This window comes from Citrobacter sp. EC_71 (assembly GCF_019584005.1).
Classification (GTDB): domain Bacteria; phylum Pseudomonadota; class Gammaproteobacteria; order Enterobacterales; family Enterobacteriaceae; genus Citrobacter; species Citrobacter werkmanii.
The window spans coordinates 172,312-196,528 of the sequence record NZ_VDAY01000001.1 but is presented as its reverse complement, the minus strand read 5'-3'; the positions used below and the strand labels follow the sequence as shown (position 1 = coordinate 196,528).

Sequence of the window (24,217 nt, the reverse complement as noted above, 5' to 3'; positions counted from 1 at the left end):
CAGTATAGCTTGTCAGTCAACATAGTCTTTCATTACGCCGGTCAGCCATTCCATAAACAGATGAACCCGGCGGGAGAGGTTGCGGCGATGCGGATACAACAGAGAAACCGGCATTGGCGCGGCACGATACTGCGGTAATACCTCGACCAGCGTACCGCTGCGCAGGGCGTCGCGTACGCCGACGCGTGGCACCTGAATAATGCCCAGGCCGGCAAGGCACGCTGCATGATAGGTTTCTGTGCTGTTCACCGTCAGCATGCCGCCGGTTTTAACCCATTGAGTACCGTTGTCTGTCGCCACTTCGAAACCTTGTGCACGGGTTCCCAGGTTCACTGAGTAATGCACCACCGCATGCGAGGCTAAATCTTCCAGGCTTTCCGGGTAGCCAAAGCGGGCCAGATATTTTGGGCTGGCGCAGTTAATCTGCGTGAGTTTCCCCAGCGGACGGGCAATCAGCCCTGAATCTTTCAGCGTACCGACGCGTACCACGCAGTCGAAACCTTCGCGGATCAAGTCCACCAGACGGTCACTGCTGCTGAGTTCGAGTTCAAGTCCCGGATATTGATGCAAGAAGGCTGTCAGGCGGGGCATCACCAGATTTCTCGCAACGCCCACCGGCATATCCACGCGCAGCTTGCCGCTGATGCTGGCCGGATCGTGATGAAATAGCCCATCCAGTTCATCCAGATTACTTAACAGATCTTTCGCGCGTTCATAATAGATCATGCCGTCTTGTGTGAGCTGGACGCGTCGGGTGGTGCGGTGCAACAGCTGCGTGCCAAGATGATTTTCCAGGGCCTGGATTTGTCGCGATACGCTACCTTTAGGTAGTCCAAGGGTGTCCGCCGCACGCGAAAAACTCTCCAGTTCTGCGACGCGGATGAACAACTGCATTGCGTGAATTTTATCCATTCCCATGCCCTATTGTTGTTCTTTACGAAACAGTAATGCGTAGTTAGCGGTATTTATTGTTTTTTTACCACCTAATAAGCTTTGTCTCAATCTTCACTACACAAGAAATGAGGTTTCTTATGACGCAACGTATCGCATTGGTGACCGGCGGCGGTCGTGGACTCGGTAAAAACACGGCGCTTAAGCTGGCGGGCAAAGGAATTGGTATCATCCTGACGTGGAACAGCAATGAAAAAGAAGCGCAGCAGGTTGTGGATGAAATTCGCCAATCAGGCGGTAAAGCCGCGGCATTGCCGTTGAATGTCGGGGATATTTCAACATTCCCTCAGTTTATAAAACAGATGCAGGAAACCTTACAGGCCCAGTGGCAAAGCGACACCTTTGATTATTTATTGAACAATGCCGGGGTTGGTATTAATGCGCCGTATCCGGCGTTCACCGAAGCGCAATTTGATCAACTTTTGAATATTCACTTTAAAGGTCCATTCTTCCTGACGCAGAACCTTTTACCGCTGATGAATCAAGGCGGCAGGATCCTGAATGTTTCAACCGGGCTCGCGCGCTTTGCATTGCCGGGTTACAGCGCATACGCGGCCATGAAAGGGGCGATGGAAGTGTTAACCCGTTATCAGGCAAAAGAGCTGGGAGAGCGCGGAATTACGGCCAATATTATTGCCCCCGGCGCGATAGAAACGGATTTTAGTGGTGGAAATGTGCGGGATAACGCGCAACTGAATGCGTACATTGCATCGCAAACGGCGTTGGGGCGCGTTGGTTTGCCGGATGATATCGGTGACGCGATTGCCGCATTGCTCAGCGATGAGCTGGCCTGGATGACGGCGCAGCGTATTGAGGTCTCCGGCGGGATGTTCCTGTAATCCATAGTGTCTTATTCAGCCAGATATTGGCTGAATAAGCATTTAATGCGATGTTTTATTTTGTAACACATTTGGCTGATAGTATGGATTCCTTATTTTTCGCCACAAATATAGACTGTGTTTAATTAATTTTAATTTGATGGATATAAACGTCAGAATATAAGAATTCACTTAATATGTGTCGCTATTTTTGTTCCTTTGTGTGATTCTGTTGATTGAGCTGTAACTAATCATAATTTCTGCTTCTTTCTTCTGCGGTTATCGGTAGAATGGCCCTCCGCCAAATGGTGACTTCTTATTTTACCCTATGGGTTATACCCTTCCGCGCGTTAAGGCTAATATCTTATTCAGACGGAGATAAATAATGCAGTTAATAATGTTTGACAGGCAGTCAATATTTATTCATGGAATGAATGTAAGTTTACAGCAACGTATTCCAGGAGTGGATGTTCAGGGTGTCAGTCAGGCAGATGACCTGTGGCAGAAGCTGGAAGACAACCCTGATGCGCTGGTAATGCTGGATGGCGATCTTGATGCTGAGTTCTGCCGCAGCTTGCTACAACAGATCGCGCAGAGCTATGCGGCGGCAAAAGTGCTGGTAACAGTAACGGATTGCCGTAAAAGATGGCTACAGGAGGTCACGCAATTAAACGTGCTGGCCATTGTTCCACGTGACTCTGACGCGGAAACCTTCACACTGGCGCTCAATAGTGTCGCGATGGGCATGATGTTTATCCCCAGAGACTGTATTACAGCGACTGAGAGTAGCAGACAAAATATAAAATCGCTCAGTGCGCGTCAGCGGGAGATTCTGACGATGCTGGCTGCGGGCGAATCGAATAAACAAATTGGTCGACTGTTAAATATCAGTACCGGAACGGTAAAAGCCCATCTTGAGTCGCTTTATCAGCGTCTGGAGGTAAAAAACCGTACGCAGGCGGCAATGATGTTAAACGACGCCATTTAATGGCCGCAAATTTCACAGTCAGAACACTTCTGGCTGTGAAATAGCCACAGGCCAAATTTCTGTAGCGCTAAATTGAGTTATTCCCACGCTGAATATCCACGTAATTAATGCTTCCAGTTGAAACCGATCTTTTATTTGCGGTTTTTTCTCATGTATGAATGCCTCACAGAGATGCAGATCGGCGAGCAACAGTGATTCTGCCTGCATTAGCGTAATGGGGGTATCAAAGGTTTCGTCTGCGGCAATTTCATGCCCGTAACCTATCACCCAAACCCCATTTTTATCCTGATACTTTTCCAGCGACAGGCCTTGCCATTGCTTAATAAATGCGACACAGGCGGGTGTGAAATGCGTCGAACGGAGCGGCATAATACTCTCTGAACAAAGAGATATATTTTAAGAAATCCACTCTGTTACGCCAGTTGCCATGTGGCCAGTTTTTACAGCAAAACGCCTTATGGCATTGGCGGCCGATATTCACGTTTTAACAGGCCGAAAATTCAGTCATCGCGCCATATGTGATGCAGCCGCTTCCCGCAGCGTATCTTTGTGAATGTATTCGTTCATCCTCAGTGGACGACAGATCGGGCGCGATGTTTTCAATACAGGCGCGGGCATACCTCCTGAATAATTTTCAATGATTGTGCGGAAGTCACTGTAAAACAGATTTATTTGTTATATGAATGTATTTTAGTCTACGTCGATACATATCTGCTTTTATAAAAAATAACGACATACCATTGTGAGGCCGCACGTTCCGGGTCCTTTTAGGGAAGATGATGACCAATAGCGCGTTACAAGCGACATGTACCCCCTTTGAACGTTGTCTGACTATCATTCGTCAGGCATCGGTAGAAATATTGCTGCTGTTAGGCGTGCATGTAGCAGAAGGCAAAGAGCCGCGATGGTTCCTCGAGCAGCTTGACCAGGCCAGGCTGAATCTGGGCGGTTGGGGAGCTGTCGCCAGACGGTTGCAGATGAATGACGCACAGTTGAGTCAGTTCACATTGAGGCTGCGTCATCTGCAGCAGAGCGTGCCGCAGTATGAAAATGGCCAGGACGTCAGTGAAAACCAGCTGATTTCTGCGCTGCGCTTCGTGGCGTCTCTGGAACAGTTGCGCCAGCAACAGCCCATCCTGAAGTATCAAACCGAAATTGAACGTGTGGAGCCGGATGCGCAGGTCCACGCGCAGCGTCAGCTTCGTGCAATAGAGTTAACGCTCAAATCGCTTATCGCACGAGTATGGCCGGATCAACATCCGCTCAACAGCTTCCTGAAGCAGCACTTCGGGGGTGAACGCCTGCGTCGCTGGTTAAAGCTGGGTGAAAGTCGGGATGCGCTGGACGGCATGATGTTCAGCGAGCTGGCGCTGATGGTCGTGGATAAGAAATTGTTTGTACGCCACTTTACCCAGATTTTTAACGACACCTCGGTGCTGACGCTCTTTGTCGAACCCCGTCTTACGTTGCGTATGTTCCTCGATGATTGTCGGCTGGCCCGTAACGGCGTTATTGCACAGCAGCCGCTGACCTCGGTACAACTGATGCTGCTGGAGTGTCAGTACCGACAGATTACTCACCCTGTACAACGGGCATTTGCAGAACGGCGCACGCGTGTTAATCCCGCGTCGTATATGGAGTCTGATGAGATGACCGTCCGTCAGTTCTGGGAAATGGCAAAGCAAAAGGATGAGCAGGCGGGGGGCGATAAACAGGAAATTGCCGACAGTATTGATCCGCCGGAGAAGCGGGCAAAGCGAAGCGCGGAGGAGCGTGAACAGCTGATTTCCGGCGTGTTGTGGGTCGCGGTCGGCGTGATGGTGCTGGTGATTTCGTTGGGTGCGTTCTGGTTATTCACTTCGCCAGCGCCACAGGCGTCATCCGGACAAGCCGTTGAAATCGTGCAGGAGGAACCACGGCGTGATGCACCTTCCGCACGGGAATCTGTGACCCGAATGGGTATCACTTGGGATGCTTTTAACATGCGCGCGGCTATCGATCGCAACGATACTCGGGTGACGTCACTGTTCCTGCAAGGCGGGATGGACTGGAAGCTGGCGTGGACGGAACAAGCATTCGCTGCGGGCAATACCGAGGTGTTGCGACTGCTGCTGCGCTATCCTGCGCAGATGAACGAGAGCAAACCTTGCAGACAGTTTATGAGTACGCTCAGTCATGCCATGTCGAATGGGGCGTCACTCACTTCCTTGCACAAAAGCTACCTGCAAAGTTTTTGTTCGGTTCCGGCGGTTATCGCGCGTCAGCAGTATGATCTGGAACAGGCTCAGCGGCGCGCTCGTGCAGAGCCCAGCCCGGAGAATAAGAAGTGGCAAAAAATTCATACTGAACTCTACGATGCGATTAACTAACGGCCTGAGGAGTCAGGCCGTTAGCGGCTAAGGTTCGCCATACAGACCGATGAGTCGGCGCACCACGCCGTTTGTCCAGCCAAAGCCGTCCTGCAACGGATATTCTCCGCCGCCGCCTTCGCGCGGCATGCCGTCGGCAATATGGTATTTTTCGATAAGTTTGTGGTGTTCCTGGTAAAAGAGATTCACCGTTTTCAACCAGTTACGGGCTATTTCATCGCCAAGATGGTCGTCGCCATACAGTTTGAAACCTTGAATAGCCATCCATTGCAGCGGTGCCCAGCCGTTGGGTTTATCCCACTGCTCACCGGTTTCATGTTCTGTGGCTAAAATGCCCCCTGGCGTTAGCAGGCGGCTGCGTACCGCATTGGCCAGCCGGTCGGCTTGTTCATGCGTTGCCATGCCGACATACAGCGGTACGATACTGGCGGCAGAGAAGAGGGCCATTTGTTCACGTCGCCAGTCATAATCGCGATAGCAGCCGTTTTCATCATCCCATAAGTAGCGATTCACCGCATCGCGCCGGTCATTGGCTTTCTGGCGAAACAGCGATTCAGCTTCTTTATCACCTTTCAGCGCCGAAATATTGGCGATGGTGCTCTCCAGCTTGTAGAGGAATGCGTTCAGGTCAATTGGGATGAATTGTGTCGTGCGTATGCTGGCAAGGCGACCTGCATCGCGTAGCCAGCGCGAGGAGTAATCCCATCCGGAGGCCGCGCCTGCACGCAAATCGCGATACACCTCATTGGGCGGTCGCCCCGAATGCTTGGCGGTCTCGACGTCTTCAAGCCACGATTCATCGCGCGGCGTATCACGATCGTCCCAATAGCGGTTGAGCAAGGATCCGTCCGACATTCTGATTACGTGGCGGTAGGCCTGGTTGAGCACCAGCGAATCGGCGCCATCCATCCAGAACGCGTACTCCATTTTTAGATGATCAAGATAACGGCGCGCACCACGTACGCCATCCTCTTCAAACAGTTCCACCATCAGCGCAAAGACTGGCGGCTGCGAGCGGCTCAGGTAGTACGTTCGATTACCATTTGGGATGTGACCATAGTTTTCGATCATCCAGGCAAAGTTATCCGCCATACATTTCAGCAGATCTTCGCGACCGCTCTCTGCCAGACCCAGCATGGTGAAATAGGAATCCCAGTAGTAGGTTTCGCTAAAACGTCCGCCGGGCACAATATATGACTGCGGTAACGGCAGCAGAGAGGACCAGGGAATGTGGTCCTGCGGTTCGCGCGTCAGCACTGGCCATAGTTGATCGATATGCTCTTTCAGCGAATTTGCCGGGTCAGAAACGTATTCGCTGGAGGGCGTTTCCGGGAGCCAGAAATGGTTATCAACAAAGCGCTTCAGGTCAAAGTCCCGATGGCGTTTGACCTTGCGATAGCGGATCAAAATGTCCAGCGGGTCCATTTTGGGCGCACAGTCGGGGAAGGTTTTGCTATCGGCAAACAGTTTCGACGACTGAACGTGTTCGAACAGCTCAAGGTAACGATCGGCCGGGGTTAAGGCATCTGAGGCGGGCAGCCCTTCAATCATCTCCGGCTCAGGCTCTGCCTCAATCATTTCATCCAGCTTTAACTCGCACGGATCCATTTCATAAAGCAGATCGATGTCGATCGTCAGTTCTTCAGAAGGGGCGTGGGGTAGTTTCTGGTTGAGCATAATGAGAAAGACCTCCGATGGACGTTGAAATAGTAAGGCTGTTGCCCGGTCGTCAGTTAAGCGTAGACATTCGCTTCGGTATTGGCTGAGTAAAGCGTGCGGTTGATCACGTTTTAGAGTCACGCGTTATTTAAAAAATTAAACTATCTCAATGATAATAATGAATAATTCAGAATCGTACGCGACCTTAAGATATTCCATTTTCAGAACATTCGATTGCAACGAGGTGTGAACGAAACCTGCTAATGGCTTAACGCTATAATAGGCACAGGCTATTCTATTGATAGTTCTCTTCCATGTAATTGCTTGATACTTATCAAAATAGTAATCCCCTCATTTCCTATGATGGTCAAGTCTGACAAAGACTGTGCATTAATTATTCTAATTTTTCTGGGTCACAATAACTCACAACGGTGAGGGTAAAATAATGAAAATCATTACCCGTCTTACCGCGATTGCCATAGCTGGCGTCGTGATTTGTTATTTTGGATTATCCGGTTATGTGTGGTATCACGATAATCAACGGAGCAAACAGGCTGATGTTCAGGCCTCTTCGCTGGAAGCAAATAATAAAGTTTTAGGATTCTTACGCGAAAAAGGATGCGATTATTGTCACACGCCTTCGGCTGAATTACCTTTCTATTCTTCTTTTCCTGTCGCTAAGCAGTTGATGAATTACGACATTCAACTGGGATACAAATCCTTCAATCTTGAGGCCGTTCGTGCGGCGCTGGTCGCGGATAAACCCGTTTCGCAAAGCGACCTGAATAAAATTGAATGGGTGATGCAGTACGACACCATGCCACCGACGCGTTATACCGCGATGCACTGGGCCGGTAAAGTGAGCGATGCGGAGCGCGAAGAAATTCTGGGCTGGATTGCGAAACAGCGTGAACAGTACTACGCCAGTAATGATACCGCCGCGCAGCATCGTAATGAACCCGTACAGCCAATACCAGAAAGCATCCCGACCGATGCCCGGAAGGTGGCGCTGGGCTTTACGCTTTATCACGATCCACGTATTTCCGGCGACAGCACGATCTCTTGCGCGCACTGTCATGCCCTGAATGCGGGTGGTGTGGATGGCCGGAAAACGTCAATTGGCGTAGGCGGAGCGGTTGGGCCGATCAACGCGCCAACGGTGTTTAACTCAGTCTTCAACGTGGAACAGTTCTGGGATGGTCGTGCGCCGACATTGCAGGCGCAGGCAGGTGGTCCGCCGTTGAACCCAATTGAAATGGCGTCTAAATCCTGGGATGAAATTATCCAGAAGCTGGATAAAGATCCGCTATTGAAGCAAGAATTTATTGCGGTTTATCCACAGGGGTTCAGTGGAGATAATATTACTGATGCGATTGCTGAGTTTGAGAAAACGCTGATTACGCCAAATTCGCCGTTTGATAAGTGGTTACGTGGTGATGAGGAGGCGTTAACGGCCCAGCAAAAACATGGCTATCAATTATTTAAAGAAAATAAGTGTGCGACCTGTCACGGAGGTATTATTTTAGGCGGACGCTCATTTGAACCATTAGGTTTGAAAAAGGACTTTAATTTCGGAGAAGTTACTGCCGCAGATATTGGCAGGATGAACGTGACCAATGAACTACGTGACAAACTTCGTCAGAAAGTTCCAGGATTACGTAACGTTGCGCTGACTGCGCCTTATTTCCATCGCGGTGATGTGCCAACGCTTGATGGCGCGGTTAAATTGATGCTGCGTTATCAGGTGGGTAAAGAACTGCCGCAGGAAGATATCGACGATATCGTGGCGTTCCTCGAAAGTTTGAATGGGGTTTATACGCCGTACATGCAGGGTAAATAATTATTGCCCCTATCCAGCCTGGCGCATTTTGCAGGCTGGATAATTCTCCTTTACCTGGCGGGTGTTTACCTCTGCTCGCCCACGAATATTTCCCATAATTCTTCTACCGCTCTGGACATTCTGCCTGCAGGTCGAAACAGTCGGATATCAATGGGTACCCATAACCCGCACTTCTGTGGAGCCGCTGCGGCGATCGTCCCGGCCTGAACGTCCGGAGCCGCCAGATTTTCCGGCAGCCAGGCAATGCCGTCCCCGGCTTTAACCATCGCCAGCAGCGTGGCGGCCAGATCGGCGGTGAAGGCGATGTCCATACCGCGTCGGGCATGATTCACCGGTGACGTATTCGAGAGGATCCTCCCCAGACCGGATTCTGCAGAGAAGGAGAGAAACGGAAACTTTTTGCCCCCCGTAGCCTGCCAGAGCGGCTGATGAGAGCGGGGATCGCATTTGGCGTAAGGTATTAACGTTTCTCGCCCAAGGCGGACGCTGAGATATTTCGTCTGATCAAGGTTGATGTGCATGTGAGGGTGGTAATAACACAGCAGGAACTGCGCATCCCCTTTTTCAATCATCCGTTCACAGGCGCTGAGCGTGTCTGACAGCAGGCGAAATGAGCCGAAACGGGCGATTTTTTCGTTATTACGCATCAGCGCCGGAAAAAATGAGAACGACAGGGAATGCGTTGCGGAGAAAATAACATCCGGTCGGGTATTTCCCGCCGCTTCGATGGTTTCATTTCTCAGGGTGTATAGCGCCCGGATCAGTTCGGGCACCTGAGCGACGAAAACTTCCCCCGCACGAGTCAGGCTGACGCCACGGCGGTTACGTTCAAAAATCGGCGTTCCAAGCCACTCTTCCAGCGAAACAATGCGCCGACTGAATGCGGGCTGCGTCACATATCGGGAAGCGGCTGCACGGGAGAAATTGAGTGACTGCGCCAGTGCAACGCAGTCTTCAAGCCAGGTGAGTTCCAGGTGATGCCGATTTTGCATTACAGCCAGCCTCTTTGGCATTAGATCAGTAAATAAGCACTGCTTAAGATGGAGAAATACAGGACGATGGCGTCCTTAAATGCTGCCTGAGTGCATTATGCCAATAATAAACCGGCATGAGTTATCACTTTTTACAGGCGCGTAAGTGCGAGCATAACTGACTAACAACCCGCCGGAGAAAACATGCGTATCCTCGATGTTGTAGAAATTACCAAACCCATCGCTTCCCCTATTCGTAACGCCTATATCGATTTCAGCAAGATGACGACCAGTCTGGTGGCCGTTGTGACTGACGTTGAGATAGAGGGCCGCCGCGTGGTGGGATACGGATTTAACTCTAATGGCCGTTACGGCCAAGGGGGATTGATCCGCGAACGCTTCCGTAACCGCATTCTGGACGCTAACCCGGAAAGTTTGTTGAATGCCGAAGGCGATAACCTGGATCCGCATAAAATCTGGGACGTCATGATGAGTAATGAGAAGCCGGGGGGCCATGGTGAGCGTTCGGTGGCTGTGGGTACGCTGGATATGGCTATCTGGGATGCCGTTGCCAAAATTGCCAACAAGCCGTTGTTCCGTCTGCTGGCTGAGATGAAGGGTGTTGAGGCGAATCCACGCGTCTTTGTCTACGCGGCGGGGGGTTACTATTATCCGGGTAAAGACCTGAGCGCGCTGCGTCAGGAAATGCGGGGCTACCTGAACCGCGGCTACAACGTGGTTAAAATGAAAATCGGCGGCGCATCGTTGGAAGAGGACCGTCGCCGTATCGAAGCTGTGTTGACTGAAATTGGCGATGAAGCGCGTCTTGCCGTTGATGCCAATGGACGCTTTGATCTGGAAACCAGTATTGCCTATGCCAAAATGCTACGAGATTATCCATTGTTCTGGTACGAAGAAGCTGGCGACCCGCTGGATTATTCTCTCCAGGCCGCGCTGTCAGAATTTTACCCAGGCGCGATGGCGACAGGTGAAAACCTCTTTTCTCATCAGGATGCGCGCAACCTGCTGCGCTACGGCGGCATGCGCCCGGATCGCGACTACCTGCAATTTGACTGTGCGCTTTCCTACGGTCTGGTCGAATATCTGCGTACCCTCGACGTACTGGCGCAGTTTGGCTGGTCCCCATCACGCTGCATACCGCATGGCGGTCATCAGATGTCGCTGAACATTGCGGCGGGTCTTGGTCTTGGTGGGAATGAAAGTTATCCGGATCTGTTCCAACCGTACGGCGGTTTCCCGGATTCAGTTAAGGTGGAAGAGGGTCATATCGTCATGCCAGAGCTGCCGGGCATAGGGTTTGAAGGTAAATCTGACCTGATTAAAGAGATGCGCGCGTTGGCCGAATAGCACTGGCGGCGGTAAGATAACGCCCCTCTGGTTGCCGGAGGGGCGCGTGTTAAGTGAATAGCGTCTACACGTGGGCAATTAGCGCATAGTACTGTAATAGTCTGTCCATTTTAATGGTATGCATCATTAACATGGGGCTATTTAAGAACCAATTTAATCACAGCGCTCGTTTCAGCGATGATGAGGCATGCGTTTAGCGAGCAGTGTTCTTTGATATGATTTCAATTATATATTCTGGCCGGGCTGATTCATAGCTTTAAGATAGTGCTCATATAATGAAATAAAGATGTTATCAATCAGCACTAGCATAGAAAAGTAAATGAAATAATTTTCATATTGATAATTTTCGTTTAATAAAGTTTTTAAAGTTGGAAGGTTTTGTTGATATGAAAGAGTGTTATGAGCGACTCTGTTTCGGTGTTTATATAAATAGTCGTACATATCGACAAGATCTTTCTCACTACCCTTCCCGATGTTCTTTTTATTGATAAAAAGATTTTCTTTGTTAGCGAAATATTTTTCGGTAATATTAGACCAAAGAGACTCGTACTCAAGGTAATGCTTTTTAGCCCAAATTAATAAATTTGTGTTTTCAAAAGAACTTATTATTGCATGATTCGTGTTTTGTAATATTAGACTATTCTCTATCAAGCCGTCTTCGAATCTTAATTCACTGTGTTTTTCTATTTGTTTAACTAAATCTTTGTAAATCTCTTTTTTTTCTTGATAGTTTGAACATTCGCCAAAAGGATTCAAACTGAATCTTTGATATCTATATTCATAATCATTCGTGGCAAGTTCCCAGCAGATGCATTTCATTTTTTGTTCTTGAGCGCCTGTCATCTTAAGTAAAGCTGACTGCATTACATAATCACATAACGGATAGGTCTCTACACCTGAACCTATACCAATACATGCAGAGGTTACATCTACGAGTATATCTTCTATAGGGGATAATATAAATTTATTATGATTCATTGGTTGTATGTACCCCATAGATAGCAATAGAATCTGATATTCTCTTTCTAAGATGGCCTAAGTTGTTAGGGCTTTTTAAATGAGAACTGTCCAACTTATATTCGGCTATTTTATTTTCCAACTTTTCAAGTATACTCTCCTTTTTTGATGTATCAATCTGTTTCTTTTCGAAAAGAATGTGATAAATAATACCAAAAAGGTAAGTATCCAGTTCAATAATGGATGTGTATTTTTTCAGTAAATCCATCTCAGTCAACGTTTTTTCTAGATTATCTAAGTGAACTTTATATTTTTTATCTGGAAAAACACTCAAGAAACTTCCAAATATATCGGAATCCTTCCCGTTTATTGCAAAGAAAATATATTCTTCGTATAGCTTCTCCATTTTCTGCTTGTAGCCACGAGCTATCTTCCAACTATCTCCATCAATATAATATTGTGATAAAAGTGCTAGATATCGAATGAAATCGGCTTTTGATTCACTACTAATAAGTTTGATTATAATTTTTTTAGAAAAATCAGGATCAAATAACCCAACCAATTCTTGGTCTAGAAAGTATAAAGAAGCTCTACTTTCTTGTGGTAATAACGGTTCACCTTGAATATTTATGTTTCTAAATACTGATGAGTAATAACTTTGTTGTGTCTTTTCATCCGATGTTTGAGGAACTAAGTATGAAAACCCAAGGAAATTACTATCTAAGAACTCATCAGTTATGTTCAGATTAGTGTGTTTATAGTTTCCTGGCTGAATGTTACGTAAAATCTCTACTTTGGTTGTTCCCTTTTCAACTAAACTTTTGAAGTTCCACTCTAGAATGTTGTCATAAAGTTCGTCGTTATTGTCATCATCGTTATCGTTGGCAAAAGAATCAACTTTTAATTTATAATTTGCGGCATCAGGGTAGAGACCTAAATATGCCAGTAAAATACTTGTTACCCTCTGTTGGCCATCTAATAGTAAGTTTTTATTACTGTCTCTAAATTTGAAGGCGCCAATAGTTACAGGAGGAACAAACTGCTTTTTTGTAAATGTTTCAATGAGCGTTTCGACCTTCTTCTCATTCCAAACGAAATAACGTTGATAGTCAGGTAAAACAATATTTTTCTTTAACACTAAGTCAATCCAGTGACGTAGTGAGTATTCTCCGTAATATACTCTATTTTCCATTTTCACTAACTCCCAGTTTTTCAATGATTTTCTAATCTTTCCCTGTAATGGTCAACTAAAATTGATCACTTCTTTGGAGTACTAGAAACTCGCTTTGATATTATCTAACATTATGATTTAGTGAATGTTTTCTTTCTTGTGATCACCGCCATTATGACTGGTGACAAGGGTAGATAAGGTGTTCAGGCACACGAAGATGCCAACCAAAGCTGGTTTAAGCAATATGACGAAATCAGAGCTTAAATTTGCCAAAGAGAAAGATATCTTCCTGGCTACTAGCACTACTGAATCTCGTTATCGATGAGCTTGTGCTAGTGAGATTTGGGGCATAAACGCGTTAGAAGAGGCAGTATATCGATGAGTTAAATAAAGGCCAGGGAACGATGCTCTGGCCTCTCAGCTTTTCTACAGTACGAACGCGTGTAGGTGGGTTTTTGACATTAACCCCTCATAGTGACGAATTCTTCTGCCGCCGTTGGGTGAATCGCAACGGTGTTATCGAAGTCTTTCTTAGTCGCGCCCATTTTCAGCGCCACCGCGAAGCCTTGCAGCATTTCGTCCATGCCAAAACCGATGCCATGAATACCAACAATCTTCTCTTCCGGACCCACGCAAACCAGCTTCATGCGGCACGGCTGGCGGTGTGAAGTCACGGCTGTGTACATCGCGGTAAACGAGGATTTATACACTTTCACCTGGTCATCGCCGTGCTGTTCGCGAGCCTGCTGCTCGGTCAAGCCCACGGTGCCAATCGGCGGGTGGCTGAAGACCACGGTCGGGATGTTGTTGTAGTCCAGATGCTCGTCCGGCTTGTTGTTAAACAGACGCTCGGACAGACGACGGCCCGCGGCAACGGCAACCGGCGTCAGCTCAACGGCACCGGTGTTATCGCCAACGGCATAAATCCCCGGTACGCTGGTGTTTTGGTATTTATCAACGACGATGTAGCCTTTTTCGTTGGTTTTCACGCCAGTCGCCGCCAGGTTGAAGTTGTCGGTAGCAGGTTCACGACCAATTGCCCAAATCAGGCAATCTACCGTTTCGCTACGACCATCTTCCAGTTGCAGAGTCAGACTGCCGTCGGCGTTTTTAATGACCGCTTGCGGAATCGCATGAGTATGCAGGGTTGGACCTTCGGTGTTCATCACCTCGACCAGCGTCTCGACGATCATCGGATCAAAGCTGCGCAGCGGCGCGTGTTTACGCACGAACAGGTGAGTTTCTGCGCCCAGGCCGTTAATTACGCCTGCCAGTTCAACGGCGATATAGCCTGCCCCAACAACGGCTACACGTTTTGGCAGCGCTGGCAGCTCAAAGAAGCCATCGGAGTCGATCCCGTATTCCACGCCAGGAATGTTCGGATGGCTCGGGCGCCCGCCGGTGGCGATCAAAATATGATCGGCAGTAATGGTTTCACCGTTCACTTCTATGGTTTTGGCATCAACGAAGCGGGCAAAGCCTTTAATCACATCAACGTTATTTTTACCCAGCACGTTATCGTACGAGGTATGAATGCGATCGATATAGGCGGTACGTGTGGCGATCAGCTTATCCCAGTCGAACTTATTAATGGTGGTATCGAAACCGTAATCCGGGCCGTACATATGAATCGCTTCACGGATTTGTGCGGCATGCCACATCACTTTTTTCGGTACGCAGCCAACGTTAACGCAGGTGCCACCTAACTCTTTGGCTTCAATCAGTGCGCATTTCTGGCCGTACATTGCCGCACGGTTAATGGAGGCAATACCGCCGCTGCCGCCGCCAATAGCGATGTAATCATAGTGCTTGGTCATGACCGCTCCTTCATGTTCATTGTAGGGCGGAGAAGCGTTACGCCATCCGCCAAAATATTCGCGATTGTATACCTGAAATTAAAAGGTTCCACCGATGGCTGCGATTACTCCGGCACGATCCAGCTTACGGAAGTGTGTCCGGTTCCAGCGGGAACCAGCTTGCTATGTAGCCACGGCAGGACGTTGTTCATCTGCTGCTCCAGCTTCCACGGCGGGTTAATCACAATCATGCCGGACGCCGTCATGCCGCGCTGATCGCTGTCCGGGCGCACCGCCAGCTCAATTTGCAGAATTTTGCGGATACCGGTGTCTTCCAGATCGTGGATCATGCGCTTGATTTGCTGGCGCAGAACCACCGGATACCACAGCGCATAGGTGCCCGTTGCGAAGCGCTTGTAGCCTTCGTTAATGCCGGACACTACCGCCTGGTAGTCGGTTTTGATTTCGTATGGCGGATCGATAAGGATCAGTCCGCGGCGGGAAACCGGCGGTAATTTTGCTTTTAGCTGCTGATAACCGTCGGCTTTGGCTACGCGTGCGCGTTCATCTTTTTGAAATTCGCCGCGCAGCAAAGGAAAGTCACTCGGGTGCAGCTCGGTTAATTGCAGGCTGTCCTGTTCGCGCAGCAGCTGACGTGCAATTAACGGGGAGCCTGGGTAGTAGCGCAACTGGCCGCTACGGTTGAAATGCTGCACCACGGAAATATAGGGTTCAAGTTCAGCAGGCAAATCGTCCTGCTGCCAGATACGGGCAATACCTTCCAGGTATTCACCGGTACGTTCGGCATGCTCACTGCTCAGCTGATAACGGCCTGCGCCAGCATGGGTGTCCAGATAGAGAAACGGTTTTTCTTTCTCTTTGAGCGATTCAATGATCAGGCTCTGAACGGTGTGTTTAAGGACGTCGGCGTGGTTGCCTGCGTGATAACTGTGGCGATAGCTGAGCATGGGTAATGAAATTCCGCTGAAATGACGATTTTCGACAGTTTACAGCAGATCGGCACAGATTACCCGTAGGCCCGGTAAGCGTAGCACCACCGGGCGTCTTTCCGTCACGGTGAGCATTGAAATCCTCTACACTTAACCCCATTGTACAAATTAATATGCACAGCGCCGGATACGCGCTTCATTCACTCTTTTCAACAGGACCGCGCTAATGACCAATCCATTGCTGACTCCCTTCGAACTGCCGCCGTTTTCTAAAATTCAGCCCGAACATGTTGTGCCAGCCGTTACTAAGGCGCTGAACGATTGTCGCGAAAACGTTGGGCGAGTCGTTGCGCAGGGCGCGCCGTACACTTGGGAAAATCTCTGCCAGCCGCTTGCGGAAGTAGACGATGTGCTGGGGCGTATTTTCTCTCCGGTCAGCCACCTGAACTCGGTGAAAAACAGCCCGGAACTGCGTGAAGCCTACGAGCAGACGCTGCCGCTGCTCTCCGAGTACAGCACCTGGGTTGGGCAACATGAAGGTCTGTACAAAGCGTACCGCGACCTGCGTGATGGCGACCATTACGCCACCCTGAACACTGCACAGAAAAAAGCGGTCGATAACGCGCTGCGCGATTTTGAACTGTCCGGTATCGGCCTGCCGAAAGAGAAACAACAGCGCTACGGCGAAATCGCCACCCGTTTGTCTGAGCTGGGTAACCAGTACAGCAACAACGTGCTCGATGCCACCATGGGCTGGACCAGGCTGGTGACCGACGAAGCGGAGCTTGCCGGAATGCCGGAAAGCGCCCTGGCGGCGGCGAAAGCCCAGGCTGAAGCCAAAGAGCAGGAAGGCTACCTGCTGACCCTGGATATCCCAAGCTACCTGCCGGTAATGACCTACTGCGACAACCAGGCTCTGCGTGAAGAGCTGTATCGCGCCTACTCCACCCGCGCCTCCGATCAGGGGCCGAACGCGGGCAAGTGGGACAACACCCCGGTAATGGAAGAGATCCTCGCGCTGCGTCACGAACTGGCACAACTGCTGGGCTTCGAAAGCTACGCCTTTAAATCTCTGGCCACCAAAATGGCGGAAAACCCGCAGCAGGTGCTCGACTTCCTGACCGATCTGGCCAAACGCGCCCGTCCGCAGGGTGAAAAAGAGCTGGCCCAGCTGCGTGCCTTTGCCAAAGCAGAATTTGGCGTTGATGAGCTGCAGCCGTGGGATATCGCTTACTACAGCGAGAAACAAAAACAGCATCTGTACAGCATCAGTGACGAACAGCTGCGCCCGTACTTCCCGGAAAACAAAGCCGTTAACGGCCTGTTTGAAGTGGTGAAACGTATTTACGGCATTACCGCCAAAGAGCGTACCGACGTTGACGTCTGGAACCCGGAAGTGCGCTTCTTCGAACTGTATGATGAAAGCAACGAACTGCGCGGCAGCTTCTACCTTGACCTGTACGCCCGTGAACACAAACGCGGCGGGGCGTGGATGGACGACTGCGTTGGCCAGATGCGTAAAACCGACGGCACGCTGCAAAAACCGGTCGCCTATCTGACCTGTAACTTTAACCGTCCGGTGAACGGCAAACCGGCGCTGTTTACCCACGACGAAGTGATCACCCTGTTCCACGAGTTCGGTCACGGCCTGCACCATATGCTGACCCGCATCGAAACCGCCGGGGTGTCCGGTATTAACGGCGTGCCGTGGGATGCGGTCGAACTGCCGAGCCAGTTTATGGAAAACTGGTGCTGGGAGCCGGAAGCGCTGGCGTTTATCTCCGGTCACTATGAGACCGGCGAACCGCTGCCGAAGGAACTGCTGGATAAAATGCTGGCGGCGAAAAACTACCAGGCCGCGCTGTTTATTCTGCGTCAGCTGGAGTTCGGCCTGTTCGACTTCCGCCTGCACGCGCAGTACAACCCGGAGCAGGGGGCGAAGGTCCTTGAGACGCTGGCCGAAATTAAGAAACAGGTCGCCGTGGTGCCTGGCCCAACCTGGGGCCGCTTCCCGCACGCCTTCAGCCACATTTTTGCCGGTGGCTATGCGGCGGGATACTACAGCTACCTGTGGGCCGACGTGCTGGCGGCAGACGCATTCTCCCGCTTCGAAGAAGAAGGCATCTTCAACCGCGAAACCGGTCAGTCATTCCTCGATAGCATCCTGACCCGTGGTGGTTCGGAAGAGCCGATGACGCTGTTCAAACGCTTCCGCGGCCGTGAACCTCAGCTCGATGCCATGCTGGCGCATTACGGCATCAAGGGCTGATTGTTCGCGTGAAAATTTGTTTATTGGATGAAACGGGCGCCGGAGACGGCGCCTTATCTGTTCTGGCCGCCCGCTGGGGGCTGGAGCATGATGAAGACAACCTGATGGCGCTGGTGATGACGCCGGAACATCTGGAATTGCGCAAGCGAGACGAACCGAAACTCGGCGGCATCTTCGTCGATTTTGTCGGCGGTGCCATGGCGCACCGACGTAAATTCGGCGGCGGTCGTGGTGAAGCGGTGGCGAAAGCCGTCGGCATCAAAGGCGATTATCTGCCGGACGTGGTTGATGCCACCGCCGGGCTGGGGCGCGATGCGTTTGTGCTGGCCTCCGTCGGCTGCCGTGTGCGGATGCTGGAACGCAATCCGGTGGTCGCCGCGTTACTCGATGACGGCCTGGCGCGCGGCTATGCCGATGCGGAAATTGGCCCGTGGTTGCAGGAACGTTTACAGCTGATTCACGCCTCAAGCCTGACGGCGTTAACCGATATTACCCCACGCCCACAGGTGGTCTATCTCGACCCGATGTTCCCGCACAAGCAGAAAAGCGCGCTGGTGAAAAAAGAGATGCGCGTGTTTCAGTCGCTGGTGGGGCCGGATCTGGATGCTGACGGTTTGCTGGAACCGGCGCGTCAGTTGGCAACCAAACGTGTGGTGGTGAAGCGCCCGGACTACGCGCCGCCGCTGGCTGACGTGGCCACGCCTAACGCGGTGGTGACCAAAGGGCATCGGTTTGATATTTATGCCGGAACCCCTCTGACGGAGTAACGGATTGCCCGATGGCGCTACACTAGCTTATCGGGCCTACTATTCTCAATTATTTGTAGGCCGGATAAGGCGGTAGCCGCATCCGGCATTACGGCTTAAACAAACGGCGCCAGCGGGTCCGCAATCTCAAACGCCGCTTCGCGCTCCGCCTTCGGCGGGTAAATCAGCTCGCTGACAATCGATAACTTCAGCTTTTTCGCCTCTTCACGCGTCAGCTTCACCTGCTGCTCCCATCCTTCGGTGTATACCGCCCCCCACGCGCCGAGATCCAGACAGGTGACATACATCTCCTGACGATACGGCAGCGGCGCGACGTTCAGCAGACTCGCCGCCGCATTATTACCGGCAAATTTCCCCAGCAGAATGGCGTGCTGGCAGGTCATCAGCGCATGATTGCCTTTGTCATCGGTAGCCGCATAGGCGACGTCGCCGGTGGCGTAGATATCCTCATGACCCAGCACCTGGAGGTTCTTGTTCACATGCAGGCGTCCCTGACGATCGCGTGGGGCGTTAATCTGTGCGGTCAGGTCGCTCGCCTGGACGCCGACGGTCCAGATCACCGTTTGTGAAGCGATAACCTGCCCATCTTTCAGCGTTACGCCAGCCGCGTCGACGCTCTCTACTTCCGCGTTGACCAGCCACTCCACTCCCAGCTCGGCGGAAGCGTCGATAATCACATCGCGCAGCGCCTGACTCCAGCGTCCGCCCGGTTGTGCACTGCGTTCAACTACGACTACTCTGGTCTTAGCATCAGCCCCTAAAATGTTGCGCAGACGGCTGGGTAATTCCAGCGCCATTTCAATTCCGGTAAAGCCGCCGCCGCAAACCACCACGGTATTGCGCGCCTCGCTTTCCGGCTGTAAGGCCAGATCTTTAATGTGCTGCTCAAGCACTGCCGCGCTCTCCAGTTGGTCGAGATCAAAGGCGTGTTCGGCGGCACCGGAAACGGCGTCGCGGTTAACGTGGCTGCCGCTGGCTAGTACCAGGCGATCATAGCGATGCAGATGGTTTTCGCCGTTGGTGTCTTGCCAGCTAACTTCGTGGGATCCGGGTAGAATCTGTTCTACATGCCCTTGTAAAAAGCGTATGCCGGTGACGTCGAACAGCGGCTGTAGCGGAGCGACCAACGTTTGAACGGCATTTTCATAAAAGCGTGGACGCACGCGCAGCTCGGGCTGAGGTGCAATCACAGTAATATCAATATGTTGCTGGTTTTTATCCGCTAAACGCGCGGCGCTCAGCGCTGCCCACATCCCGGCAAAGCCGGCGCCCACGATCAGCATTTGTTTTTGCATGATGCTTATCTCACTGGTGACTCCGATTTATTTACTCGGATTTTATTTGTCGTAGTTAAAGATTGCAATGAGATTTGGATCCTGTCGCGGATCGAGTCCGGTGATTTGTTATTATCTCTATGATAAATATAGTTTTAAATTTTAATCTATTTGCAGGTGTTATCCGGTATCTGGAATGCGTGATGCGAAAAAGCTACAATATACTCAGATTCATTTTGGCTGAGATAAGAGCATGGCATTTTACAGTTCCGGGGTTGAGTACGGCATCCATAGCCTGATGTGTATGGTGGACAGCAAAGGCGACGCACGCGATATGAGCGTGCGCGAAATCGCCGAGCTGCAGCGCGTGCCCTATGACTATCTGGCCAAAATCTTTACCCGCCTGTCGAAGGCCGGGCTGGTACGGAGCAGCGAAGGGAAGGGCGGCGGTTTCCAGCTGGCGAAACCGGCGGAGGAGATCACCGTGCTGGACGTTGCCAACGCCATTGACGGCGATAAACGCATATTTGAGTGCCGCGAGATCCGTCAGCGGCTGGCGGTATTTGAGGAGCATCCACCAGAGTGGGCCTGTGAAGGCATTTGCGGTGTGCGTTCGGTAATGGACATGGCCCAGCAGCGAATGGAAGAAGCGCTCGGCCAGCATACGATTCTGGACCTGGCGCGCAAAATGTACCGAAAAGCACCGGACACCTTTGTGGTGGAAGTGCAGGAGTGGATAGACGCGCGCAAAGGGTAGTGAGTGAAAATGCCCGATAGCGCAAGGCAATCGGGCGGTATCTCAGGCTATTTTGAAAAGATTGACCATCTCCGGGTTGCGCTCTATAACGCGGAGAACCTTTAAATAGGTTCCCGTAGGAATACGCCTTTTTTGTTCCCATGCCTGGATCAAAGAGGATGAAACACCTATCGCCTGTGCAAATTCATCCTGCTTCATTTTAGCTTGTTTACGAATGGCTTTGACGTCCGGAAGTTCATATCGGGTGACCTGGGCGGCAGCTTTACGGCCCTGGCTAATTTCAACGGCCTCGCTTGCCGATTCCATCAGTTCTTTAAAGAAATCATTCATAACGAGCTCTCTTTCAATTGGTGAATGATGGCCTTGAGTGCGTTTTTTTCCTCGCCGCTCAGGCTGTCTTTCCTGCTTTTAGGATAAGCCATGAAAAGCCAGATACGCCCTTCGCCATTTTGAAAATAGTAAATACTGCGAATCCCACCACTTTTGCCTTTGTTGGTACTTTCAGGTGCGAAGCGGACCTTCCTGCAACCGCCTGTACCCTGAATTAAATCTCCCTCCAAGGGATTTATAATGAGCATTTCCTGAAATACTCGGTACTCATCCTCGGTGAGTAGTGCCTTCCGTTGGCGTGAGAAGACTGAAGTCTCAATAAACTCAATATAGTTCATGGTCATGTCCGTCCATGATGACCTGGTTGTACAAACTATACTCTTACAGGGTGGGACTTGAAAGGCAAAAAAACCGCGATATGACTCGCGGTTAATGTTAAAAAATAAGCTTACTTGCTGCTATCTGGCGTATTAATCATGCGGTTCAGCCATGGCACCATAATCGCCATCACTACCGTTACCGCCAGCGTCACCAGGCCTATCTTACTGAAGACATTGGTATAGATAGGCAGCGTTTGCAGTGGGTCGGTGATGTTTTCCGGTACTGCGGTGAACGTCGCGACATAACCTCCCATCAGGAAAGCAGCGGCCTGGGTCAGGAACCACATCCCAAGAATGAAGCCCATCAGGTGCTGCGGTACCAACGCGGCGACCATCGCCAGTCCCAGGGCGCTTATCAGCAGTTCACCCAGACTCTGGAACAGATACACCAGCACGATAAACCACGGCGACGTCAGTCCCTGCGCATCGGCAAACCACATTCCGGCAGCAGCAGCGGTCAGGAAACCCAGCGAGCACAGGAACATACCGAGCGTAAACTTCATCGGCATGGTCAGATCTTTGCCTTTGTTTCCCAGACGGGTATAAATTGCGGCCAGCACCGGACTTGCCACTACCACCCAGAACGGGTTCAGCGCCTGGAAGCTTACCGGGTTGATGGCGAAACCAAGAATTTCATGGTGCACGTTGTTGATAGCAAAGAAGTTAAGTGACGTTGGCATCTGTGCGTACAGCACATAGAACACTACCGCTTCCAGCATCAGGATAAAAGCCACGAACATTTTGTTACGCCCGGTTTTATCCAGTTTGAAGGCCTGACGGAAGAAGATGATCGTCACGGCAATCGACAGGACGATCAGCACCAGGTTGGCAATCTTCACGTTGTGCATCAGCCAGGCGCAGATAAATACCGTCACTACCGTACCGGCCAGCACGCAGAATAGATTACGGAAATTCAGCGGCTTATGATCTGGCTCAGAACCGATATTCTTCACCATCCCACGGCAGGCAAAGTAGACCAGCAGTGCGACGATAAGCCCGGCCCCGCACAGGTTGTAGGTCACCGCGTAGCCAAACTTATCGGCAATCACCGGCGCCAGCGACAGCGACAGCAGCGAACCGATGTTAATCGACATATAAAACAGGGTGAAAGCGCCATCCAGTCGGGCGTCTTTCGGTGGATAGCATTTTGACAGCAGGCTTGCCGGGTTGGCTTTAAACAGCCCGTTACCCACGGCAATGGTACCCAAAGCAATAAAGATCAGATCGGGCTTGAGTAGCGACATCCCGGTCATGAAGTAGCCGATCGCCAGCACAATCGCACCGAGTACCAGCGTGCGCTTGGTCCCTAACAGGTGGTCGCCGACGTAGCCGCCGATCGATATTAGGCCGTAGACCAGTGCGGCAAAAGCACCAAAGGTGACGAATGCCTGTTCCTGAGAAAAACCGAGTTGCTTAACAAAAAATACCGCCAGGATGCCCTGAACGCCGTAATAGCCAAATCGTTCCCATAATTCCACAAAGAAGATCATGAAGAACGGACGAGGTTGCTGCAGCAAGCCCGTAGGTGCAGTTTTATTCATATTCCATCGCCTTTCAAAGCCATCCCGAAAAGTATGAACGCGTATGCTTAAACGCGCCGAAAAAGTCTTGTTTTGTTATAGACTGCGGCGATTAGCCGTGCGGGTAGAGTATTATACAGATAGTTTTCGATCCAATTAGTTGATCACACTAATTATGATTTATTTGTTGGCTTGATGTACTAATTGTGTCCGGATGATAAAAACAAAAACGCCCGCGCGAGCGGGCGTTTACAGGCTTTACTGTTTGCAGCGGGCCGGGTTATCTCCCAGCGGCAAGCATTTTATGCTTCTTCGTCGTCACGTAACGGAACAATCAGCATGTCGACGTGGACGGTGTTGATCAGTTGACGTGCGGAGGACATCAGTTTGCTCCAGAAATCCTGGTGGTGACCACAAACGACCAGATCCATGTCGTATTTTTTGATGGCATCAACCAGAACCTGGCCCAGGTCGCCGCTACCGCTCAGGGTTTCGGTGATAGGGTAGCCTGCGTTGGTGGACAGCTCGGTTAACGCGTGGTGGGTTTCTTCAGAAATACGTTTCTGCATGTCGCCCAGATTCACGTCGATTAGCCCGGTGTACAGGTCGGAATAGTTTACGTCAACGTGGATAAGGGAGACTTTAGCATTGTAAGGCCGCGCCATGGAGACCGCTTTTTCAACCAGAACTTTGCTTTCCGGAGAAAGATCAACCGCGATAAGAATGTGTTTATAAGCCATAGTGTTACTCCTTCCATAAGTTGTCGATGACTAGCCTGCTGGCGTTTATCTGCCGCCGCGTCATTCGCGTCCTGCGAACCTTATGCGCGGGGCTAGCCCAGTCGTAAAAACGTATCATATAAGGACTATCCTTACATTATAGCGACCAGGATAATCCGTCAATCCGCCTTGCTTGCCAAGCAGTTAAACAAATTTTTTAGTTAATTGCATTGATAGCGATTAACCTTCTGGCAAAAAAATTAACTAATCTCCTACACTATTTAGAGAGGCGCTCGGATGCGTGATACTAACACGAGCGGTTTCGGTAGCACTCTTCACTGAATGATTGGTAGGGTATCGGGG

Annotated in this window: 21 protein-coding genes; 8 read left to right on the top strand and 13 right to left on the bottom strand. The window is 50.6% G+C overall.

Features of this window, described 5'->3' with window-relative positions:
* Positions 1–12: 12 nt before the first annotated feature.
* A complete protein-coding gene (locus tag FHD02_RS00890) occupies positions 13–912 on the bottom strand; it encodes a LysR family transcriptional regulator (RefSeq protein ID WP_137361638.1) in 900 nt (299 codons plus the stop codon).
* Between the two features lie 119 nt (positions 913–1,031).
* Here FHD02_RS00890 and FHD02_RS00885 point away from each other — a divergent pair, with 119 nt between their 5' ends.
* Together FHD02_RS00885 and FHD02_RS00880 are read left to right on the top strand one after the other, a co-directional pair.
* A complete protein-coding gene (locus FHD02_RS00885; protein ID WP_137361637.1) occupies positions 1,032–1,790 on the top strand; it encodes an SDR family NAD(P)-dependent oxidoreductase in 759 nt (252 codons plus the stop codon).
* Between the two features lie 364 nt (positions 1,791–2,154).
* On the top strand, positions 2,155–2,757 hold the full coding sequence (locus tag FHD02_RS00880) for a response regulator transcription factor (RefSeq protein ID WP_220393458.1): 603 nt from the start codon (positions 2,155–2,157) through the stop codon (positions 2,755–2,757).
* A gap of 18 nt (positions 2,758–2,775) precedes the next feature.
* On the opposite strand, the gene FHD02_RS00875 is transcribed toward FHD02_RS00880, so the two are convergent.
* Complete coding sequence (locus tag FHD02_RS00875; RefSeq protein WP_137361635.1) at positions 2,776–3,126, bottom strand: glycoside hydrolase family protein; 351 nt, start codon at positions 3,124–3,126, stop codon at positions 2,776–2,778.
* Between the two features lie 410 nt (positions 3,127–3,536).
* Between FHD02_RS00875 and FHD02_RS00870 the strand changes: the two genes are divergently transcribed.
* Positions 3,537–5,126 carry an STY4199 family HEPN domain-containing protein gene (locus tag FHD02_RS00870; RefSeq protein WP_220393502.1) on the top strand — a complete coding sequence of 530 codons (1,590 nt, stop codon included), beginning with the start codon at positions 3,537–3,539 and terminating at the stop codon, positions 5,124–5,126.
* 27 nt (positions 5,127–5,153) lie between these two features.
* Here FHD02_RS00870 and FHD02_RS00865 read toward each other — a convergent pair whose 3' ends face one another.
* Positions 5,154–6,803 carry an alpha,alpha-trehalase gene (locus FHD02_RS00865; protein ID WP_137370355.1) on the bottom strand — a complete coding sequence of 550 codons (1,650 nt, stop codon included), beginning with the start codon at positions 6,801–6,803 and terminating at the stop codon, positions 5,154–5,156.
* 427 nt (positions 6,804–7,230) lie between these two features.
* On the opposite strand from FHD02_RS00865, the gene FHD02_RS00860 reads away from it, so the two are divergent.
* The gene (locus FHD02_RS00860) at positions 7,231–8,625 is read left to right on the top strand and encodes a cytochrome-c peroxidase (protein WP_220393457.1); all 1,395 of its coding nucleotides are present in this window, start codon (positions 7,231–7,233) and stop codon (positions 8,623–8,625) included.
* Between the two features lie 65 nt (positions 8,626–8,690).
* Here the strand turns inward: FHD02_RS00860 and FHD02_RS00855 are convergent, their stop codons facing one another.
* Entirely contained in the window at positions 8,691–9,617 is a 927-nt protein-coding gene (locus tag FHD02_RS00855) for a LysR family transcriptional regulator (protein WP_137370356.1), read from the bottom strand.
* A 183-nt stretch (positions 9,618–9,800) separates the two neighbouring features.
* Between FHD02_RS00855 and FHD02_RS00850 the strand changes: the two genes are divergently transcribed.
* Positions 9,801–10,964, top strand: a complete 1,164-nt coding sequence (locus FHD02_RS00850; RefSeq protein WP_137361631.1) for a mandelate racemase/muconate lactonizing enzyme family protein — start codon at positions 9,801–9,803, stop codon at positions 10,962–10,964.
* A 225-nt stretch (positions 10,965–11,189) separates the two neighbouring features.
* On the opposite strand, the gene FHD02_RS00845 is transcribed toward FHD02_RS00850, so the two are convergent.
* The 4 genes from FHD02_RS00845 to FHD02_RS00830 form a co-directional block, all read right to left on the bottom strand.
* Positions 11,190–11,942 carry a hypothetical protein gene (locus FHD02_RS00845; RefSeq protein WP_212723240.1) on the bottom strand — a complete coding sequence of 251 codons (753 nt, stop codon included), beginning with the start codon at positions 11,940–11,942 and terminating at the stop codon, positions 11,190–11,192.
* On the bottom strand, positions 11,932–13,059 hold the full coding sequence (locus FHD02_RS00840; protein WP_220393456.1) for a DUF262 domain-containing protein: 1,128 nt from the start codon (positions 13,057–13,059) through the stop codon (positions 11,932–11,934). Before FHD02_RS00840 ends, FHD02_RS00845 begins: the two co-directional genes overlap by 11 nt.
* A gap of 494 nt (positions 13,060–13,553) precedes the next feature.
* Positions 13,554–14,909 carry a glutathione-disulfide reductase gene (gene gorA / locus FHD02_RS00835; RefSeq protein WP_220393455.1) on the bottom strand — a complete coding sequence of 452 codons (1,356 nt, stop codon included), beginning with the start codon at positions 14,907–14,909 and terminating at the stop codon, positions 13,554–13,556.
* Between the two features lie 104 nt (positions 14,910–15,013).
* Positions 15,014–15,856 carry a 23S rRNA (adenine(2030)-N(6))-methyltransferase RlmJ gene (locus tag FHD02_RS00830; protein WP_061380963.1) on the bottom strand — a complete coding sequence of 281 codons (843 nt, stop codon included), beginning with the start codon at positions 15,854–15,856 and terminating at the stop codon, positions 15,014–15,016.
* Between the two features lie 208 nt (positions 15,857–16,064).
* On the opposite strand from FHD02_RS00830, the gene prlC reads away from it, so the two are divergent.
* Positions 16,065–18,107 carry an oligopeptidase A gene (gene prlC, locus FHD02_RS00825; protein ID WP_137370359.1) on the top strand — a complete coding sequence of 681 codons (2,043 nt, stop codon included), beginning with the start codon at positions 16,065–16,067 and terminating at the stop codon, positions 18,105–18,107.
* Between the two features lie 8 nt (positions 18,108–18,115).
* Complete coding sequence (rsmJ, locus tag FHD02_RS00820) at positions 18,116–18,874, top strand: 16S rRNA (guanine(1516)-N(2))-methyltransferase RsmJ (RefSeq protein WP_061380965.1); 759 nt, start codon at positions 18,116–18,118, stop codon at positions 18,872–18,874.
* A 95-nt stretch (positions 18,875–18,969) separates the two neighbouring features.
* Here the strand turns inward: rsmJ and FHD02_RS00815 are convergent, their stop codons facing one another.
* Entirely contained in the window at positions 18,970–20,169 is a 1,200-nt protein-coding gene (locus FHD02_RS00815; protein ID WP_220393454.1) for an NAD(P)/FAD-dependent oxidoreductase, read from the bottom strand.
* Between the two features lie 232 nt (positions 20,170–20,401).
* Between FHD02_RS00815 and FHD02_RS00810 the strand changes: the two genes are divergently transcribed.
* Positions 20,402–20,905 (top strand): Rrf2 family transcriptional regulator, encoded by a 504-nt coding sequence (locus tag FHD02_RS00810; RefSeq protein WP_042311782.1) that lies wholly within the window; start codon positions 20,402–20,404, stop codon positions 20,903–20,905.
* 42 nt (positions 20,906–20,947) lie between these two features.
* On the opposite strand, the gene nadS is transcribed toward FHD02_RS00810, so the two are convergent.
* The 4 genes from nadS to uspA all read right to left on the bottom strand — a co-directional run bounded on the left by nadS (position 20,948) and on the right by uspA (position 23,875).
* Positions 20,948–21,235, bottom strand: a complete 288-nt coding sequence (nadS, locus tag FHD02_RS00805; RefSeq protein WP_087050783.1) for a NadS family protein — start codon at positions 21,233–21,235, stop codon at positions 20,948–20,950.
* The gene (locus tag FHD02_RS00800; protein WP_309241610.1) at positions 21,232–21,573 is read right to left on the bottom strand and encodes a type II toxin-antitoxin system RelE/ParE family toxin; all 342 of its coding nucleotides are present in this window, start codon (positions 21,571–21,573) and stop codon (positions 21,232–21,234) included. Before FHD02_RS00800 ends, nadS begins: the two co-directional genes overlap by 4 nt.
* 110 nt (positions 21,574–21,683) lie before the next feature.
* On the bottom strand, positions 21,684–23,156 hold the full coding sequence (dtpB, locus tag FHD02_RS00795; protein WP_137361624.1) for a dipeptide/tripeptide permease DtpB: 1,473 nt from the start codon (positions 23,154–23,156) through the stop codon (positions 21,684–21,686).
* Positions 23,157–23,437: 281 nt separating this feature from the next.
* Positions 23,438–23,875 (bottom strand): universal stress protein UspA, encoded by a 438-nt coding sequence (uspA, locus tag FHD02_RS00790; protein ID WP_003023368.1) that lies wholly within the window; start codon positions 23,873–23,875, stop codon positions 23,438–23,440.
* Positions 23,876–24,217 lie beyond the last annotated feature (342 nt).

Bases quoted from the DNA above. Each gene is read 5' to 3' on its own strand.
- FHD02_RS00850 (WP_137361631.1), top strand. From the start codon at position 9,801: ATGCGTATCCTCGATGTTGTAGAAATTACCAAACCCATCGCTTCCCCT.
- FHD02_RS00815 (WP_220393454.1), bottom strand. From the start codon at position 20,169: ATGCAAAAACAAATGCTGATCGTGGGCGCCGGCTTTGCCGGGATGTGG.
- FHD02_RS00870 (WP_220393502.1), top strand. From the start codon at position 3,537: ATGACCAATAGCGCGTTACAAGCGACATGTACCCCCTTTGAACGTTGT.
- FHD02_RS00855 (WP_137370356.1), bottom strand. From the start codon at position 9,617: ATGCAAAATCGGCATCACCTGGAACTCACCTGGCTTGAAGACTGCGTT.
- dtpB (WP_137361624.1), bottom strand. From the start codon at position 23,156: ATGAATAAAACTGCACCTACGGGCTTGCTGCAGCAACCTCGTCCGTTC.
- nadS (WP_087050783.1), bottom strand. From the start codon at position 21,235: ATGAATGATTTCTTTAAAGAACTGATGGAATCGGCAAGCGAGGCCGTT.
- FHD02_RS00810 (WP_042311782.1), top strand. From the start codon at position 20,402: ATGGCATTTTACAGTTCCGGGGTTGAGTACGGCATCCATAGCCTGATG.
- FHD02_RS00885 (WP_137361637.1), top strand. From the start codon at position 1,032: ATGACGCAACGTATCGCATTGGTGACCGGCGGCGGTCGTGGACTCGGT.
- FHD02_RS00800 (WP_309241610.1), bottom strand. From the start codon at position 21,573: ATGAACTATATTGAGTTTATTGAGACTTCAGTCTTCTCACGCCAACGG.
- gorA (WP_220393455.1), bottom strand. From the start codon at position 14,909: ATGACCAAGCACTATGATTACATCGCTATTGGCGGCGGCAGCGGCGGT.
- uspA (WP_003023368.1), bottom strand. From the start codon at position 23,875: ATGGCTTATAAACACATTCTTATCGCGGTTGATCTTTCTCCGGAAAGC.
- FHD02_RS00865 (WP_137370355.1), bottom strand. From the start codon at position 6,803: ATGCTCAACCAGAAACTACCCCACGCCCCTTCTGAAGAACTGACGATC.
- prlC (WP_137370359.1), top strand. From the start codon at position 16,065: ATGACCAATCCATTGCTGACTCCCTTCGAACTGCCGCCGTTTTCTAAA.
- FHD02_RS00830 (WP_061380963.1), bottom strand. From the start codon at position 15,856: ATGCTCAGCTATCGCCACAGTTATCACGCAGGCAACCACGCCGACGTC.
- FHD02_RS00880 (WP_220393458.1), top strand. From the start codon at position 2,155: ATGCAGTTAATAATGTTTGACAGGCAGTCAATATTTATTCATGGAATG.
- FHD02_RS00875 (WP_137361635.1), bottom strand. From the start codon at position 3,126: ATGCCGCTCCGTTCGACGCATTTCACACCCGCCTGTGTCGCATTTATT.
- FHD02_RS00845 (WP_212723240.1), bottom strand. From the start codon at position 11,942: ATGAATCATAATAAATTTATATTATCCCCTATAGAAGATATACTCGTA.
- FHD02_RS00860 (WP_220393457.1), top strand. From the start codon at position 7,231: ATGAAAATCATTACCCGTCTTACCGCGATTGCCATAGCTGGCGTCGTG.
- FHD02_RS00890 (WP_137361638.1), bottom strand. From the start codon at position 912: ATGGATAAAATTCACGCAATGCAGTTGTTCATCCGCGTCGCAGAACTG.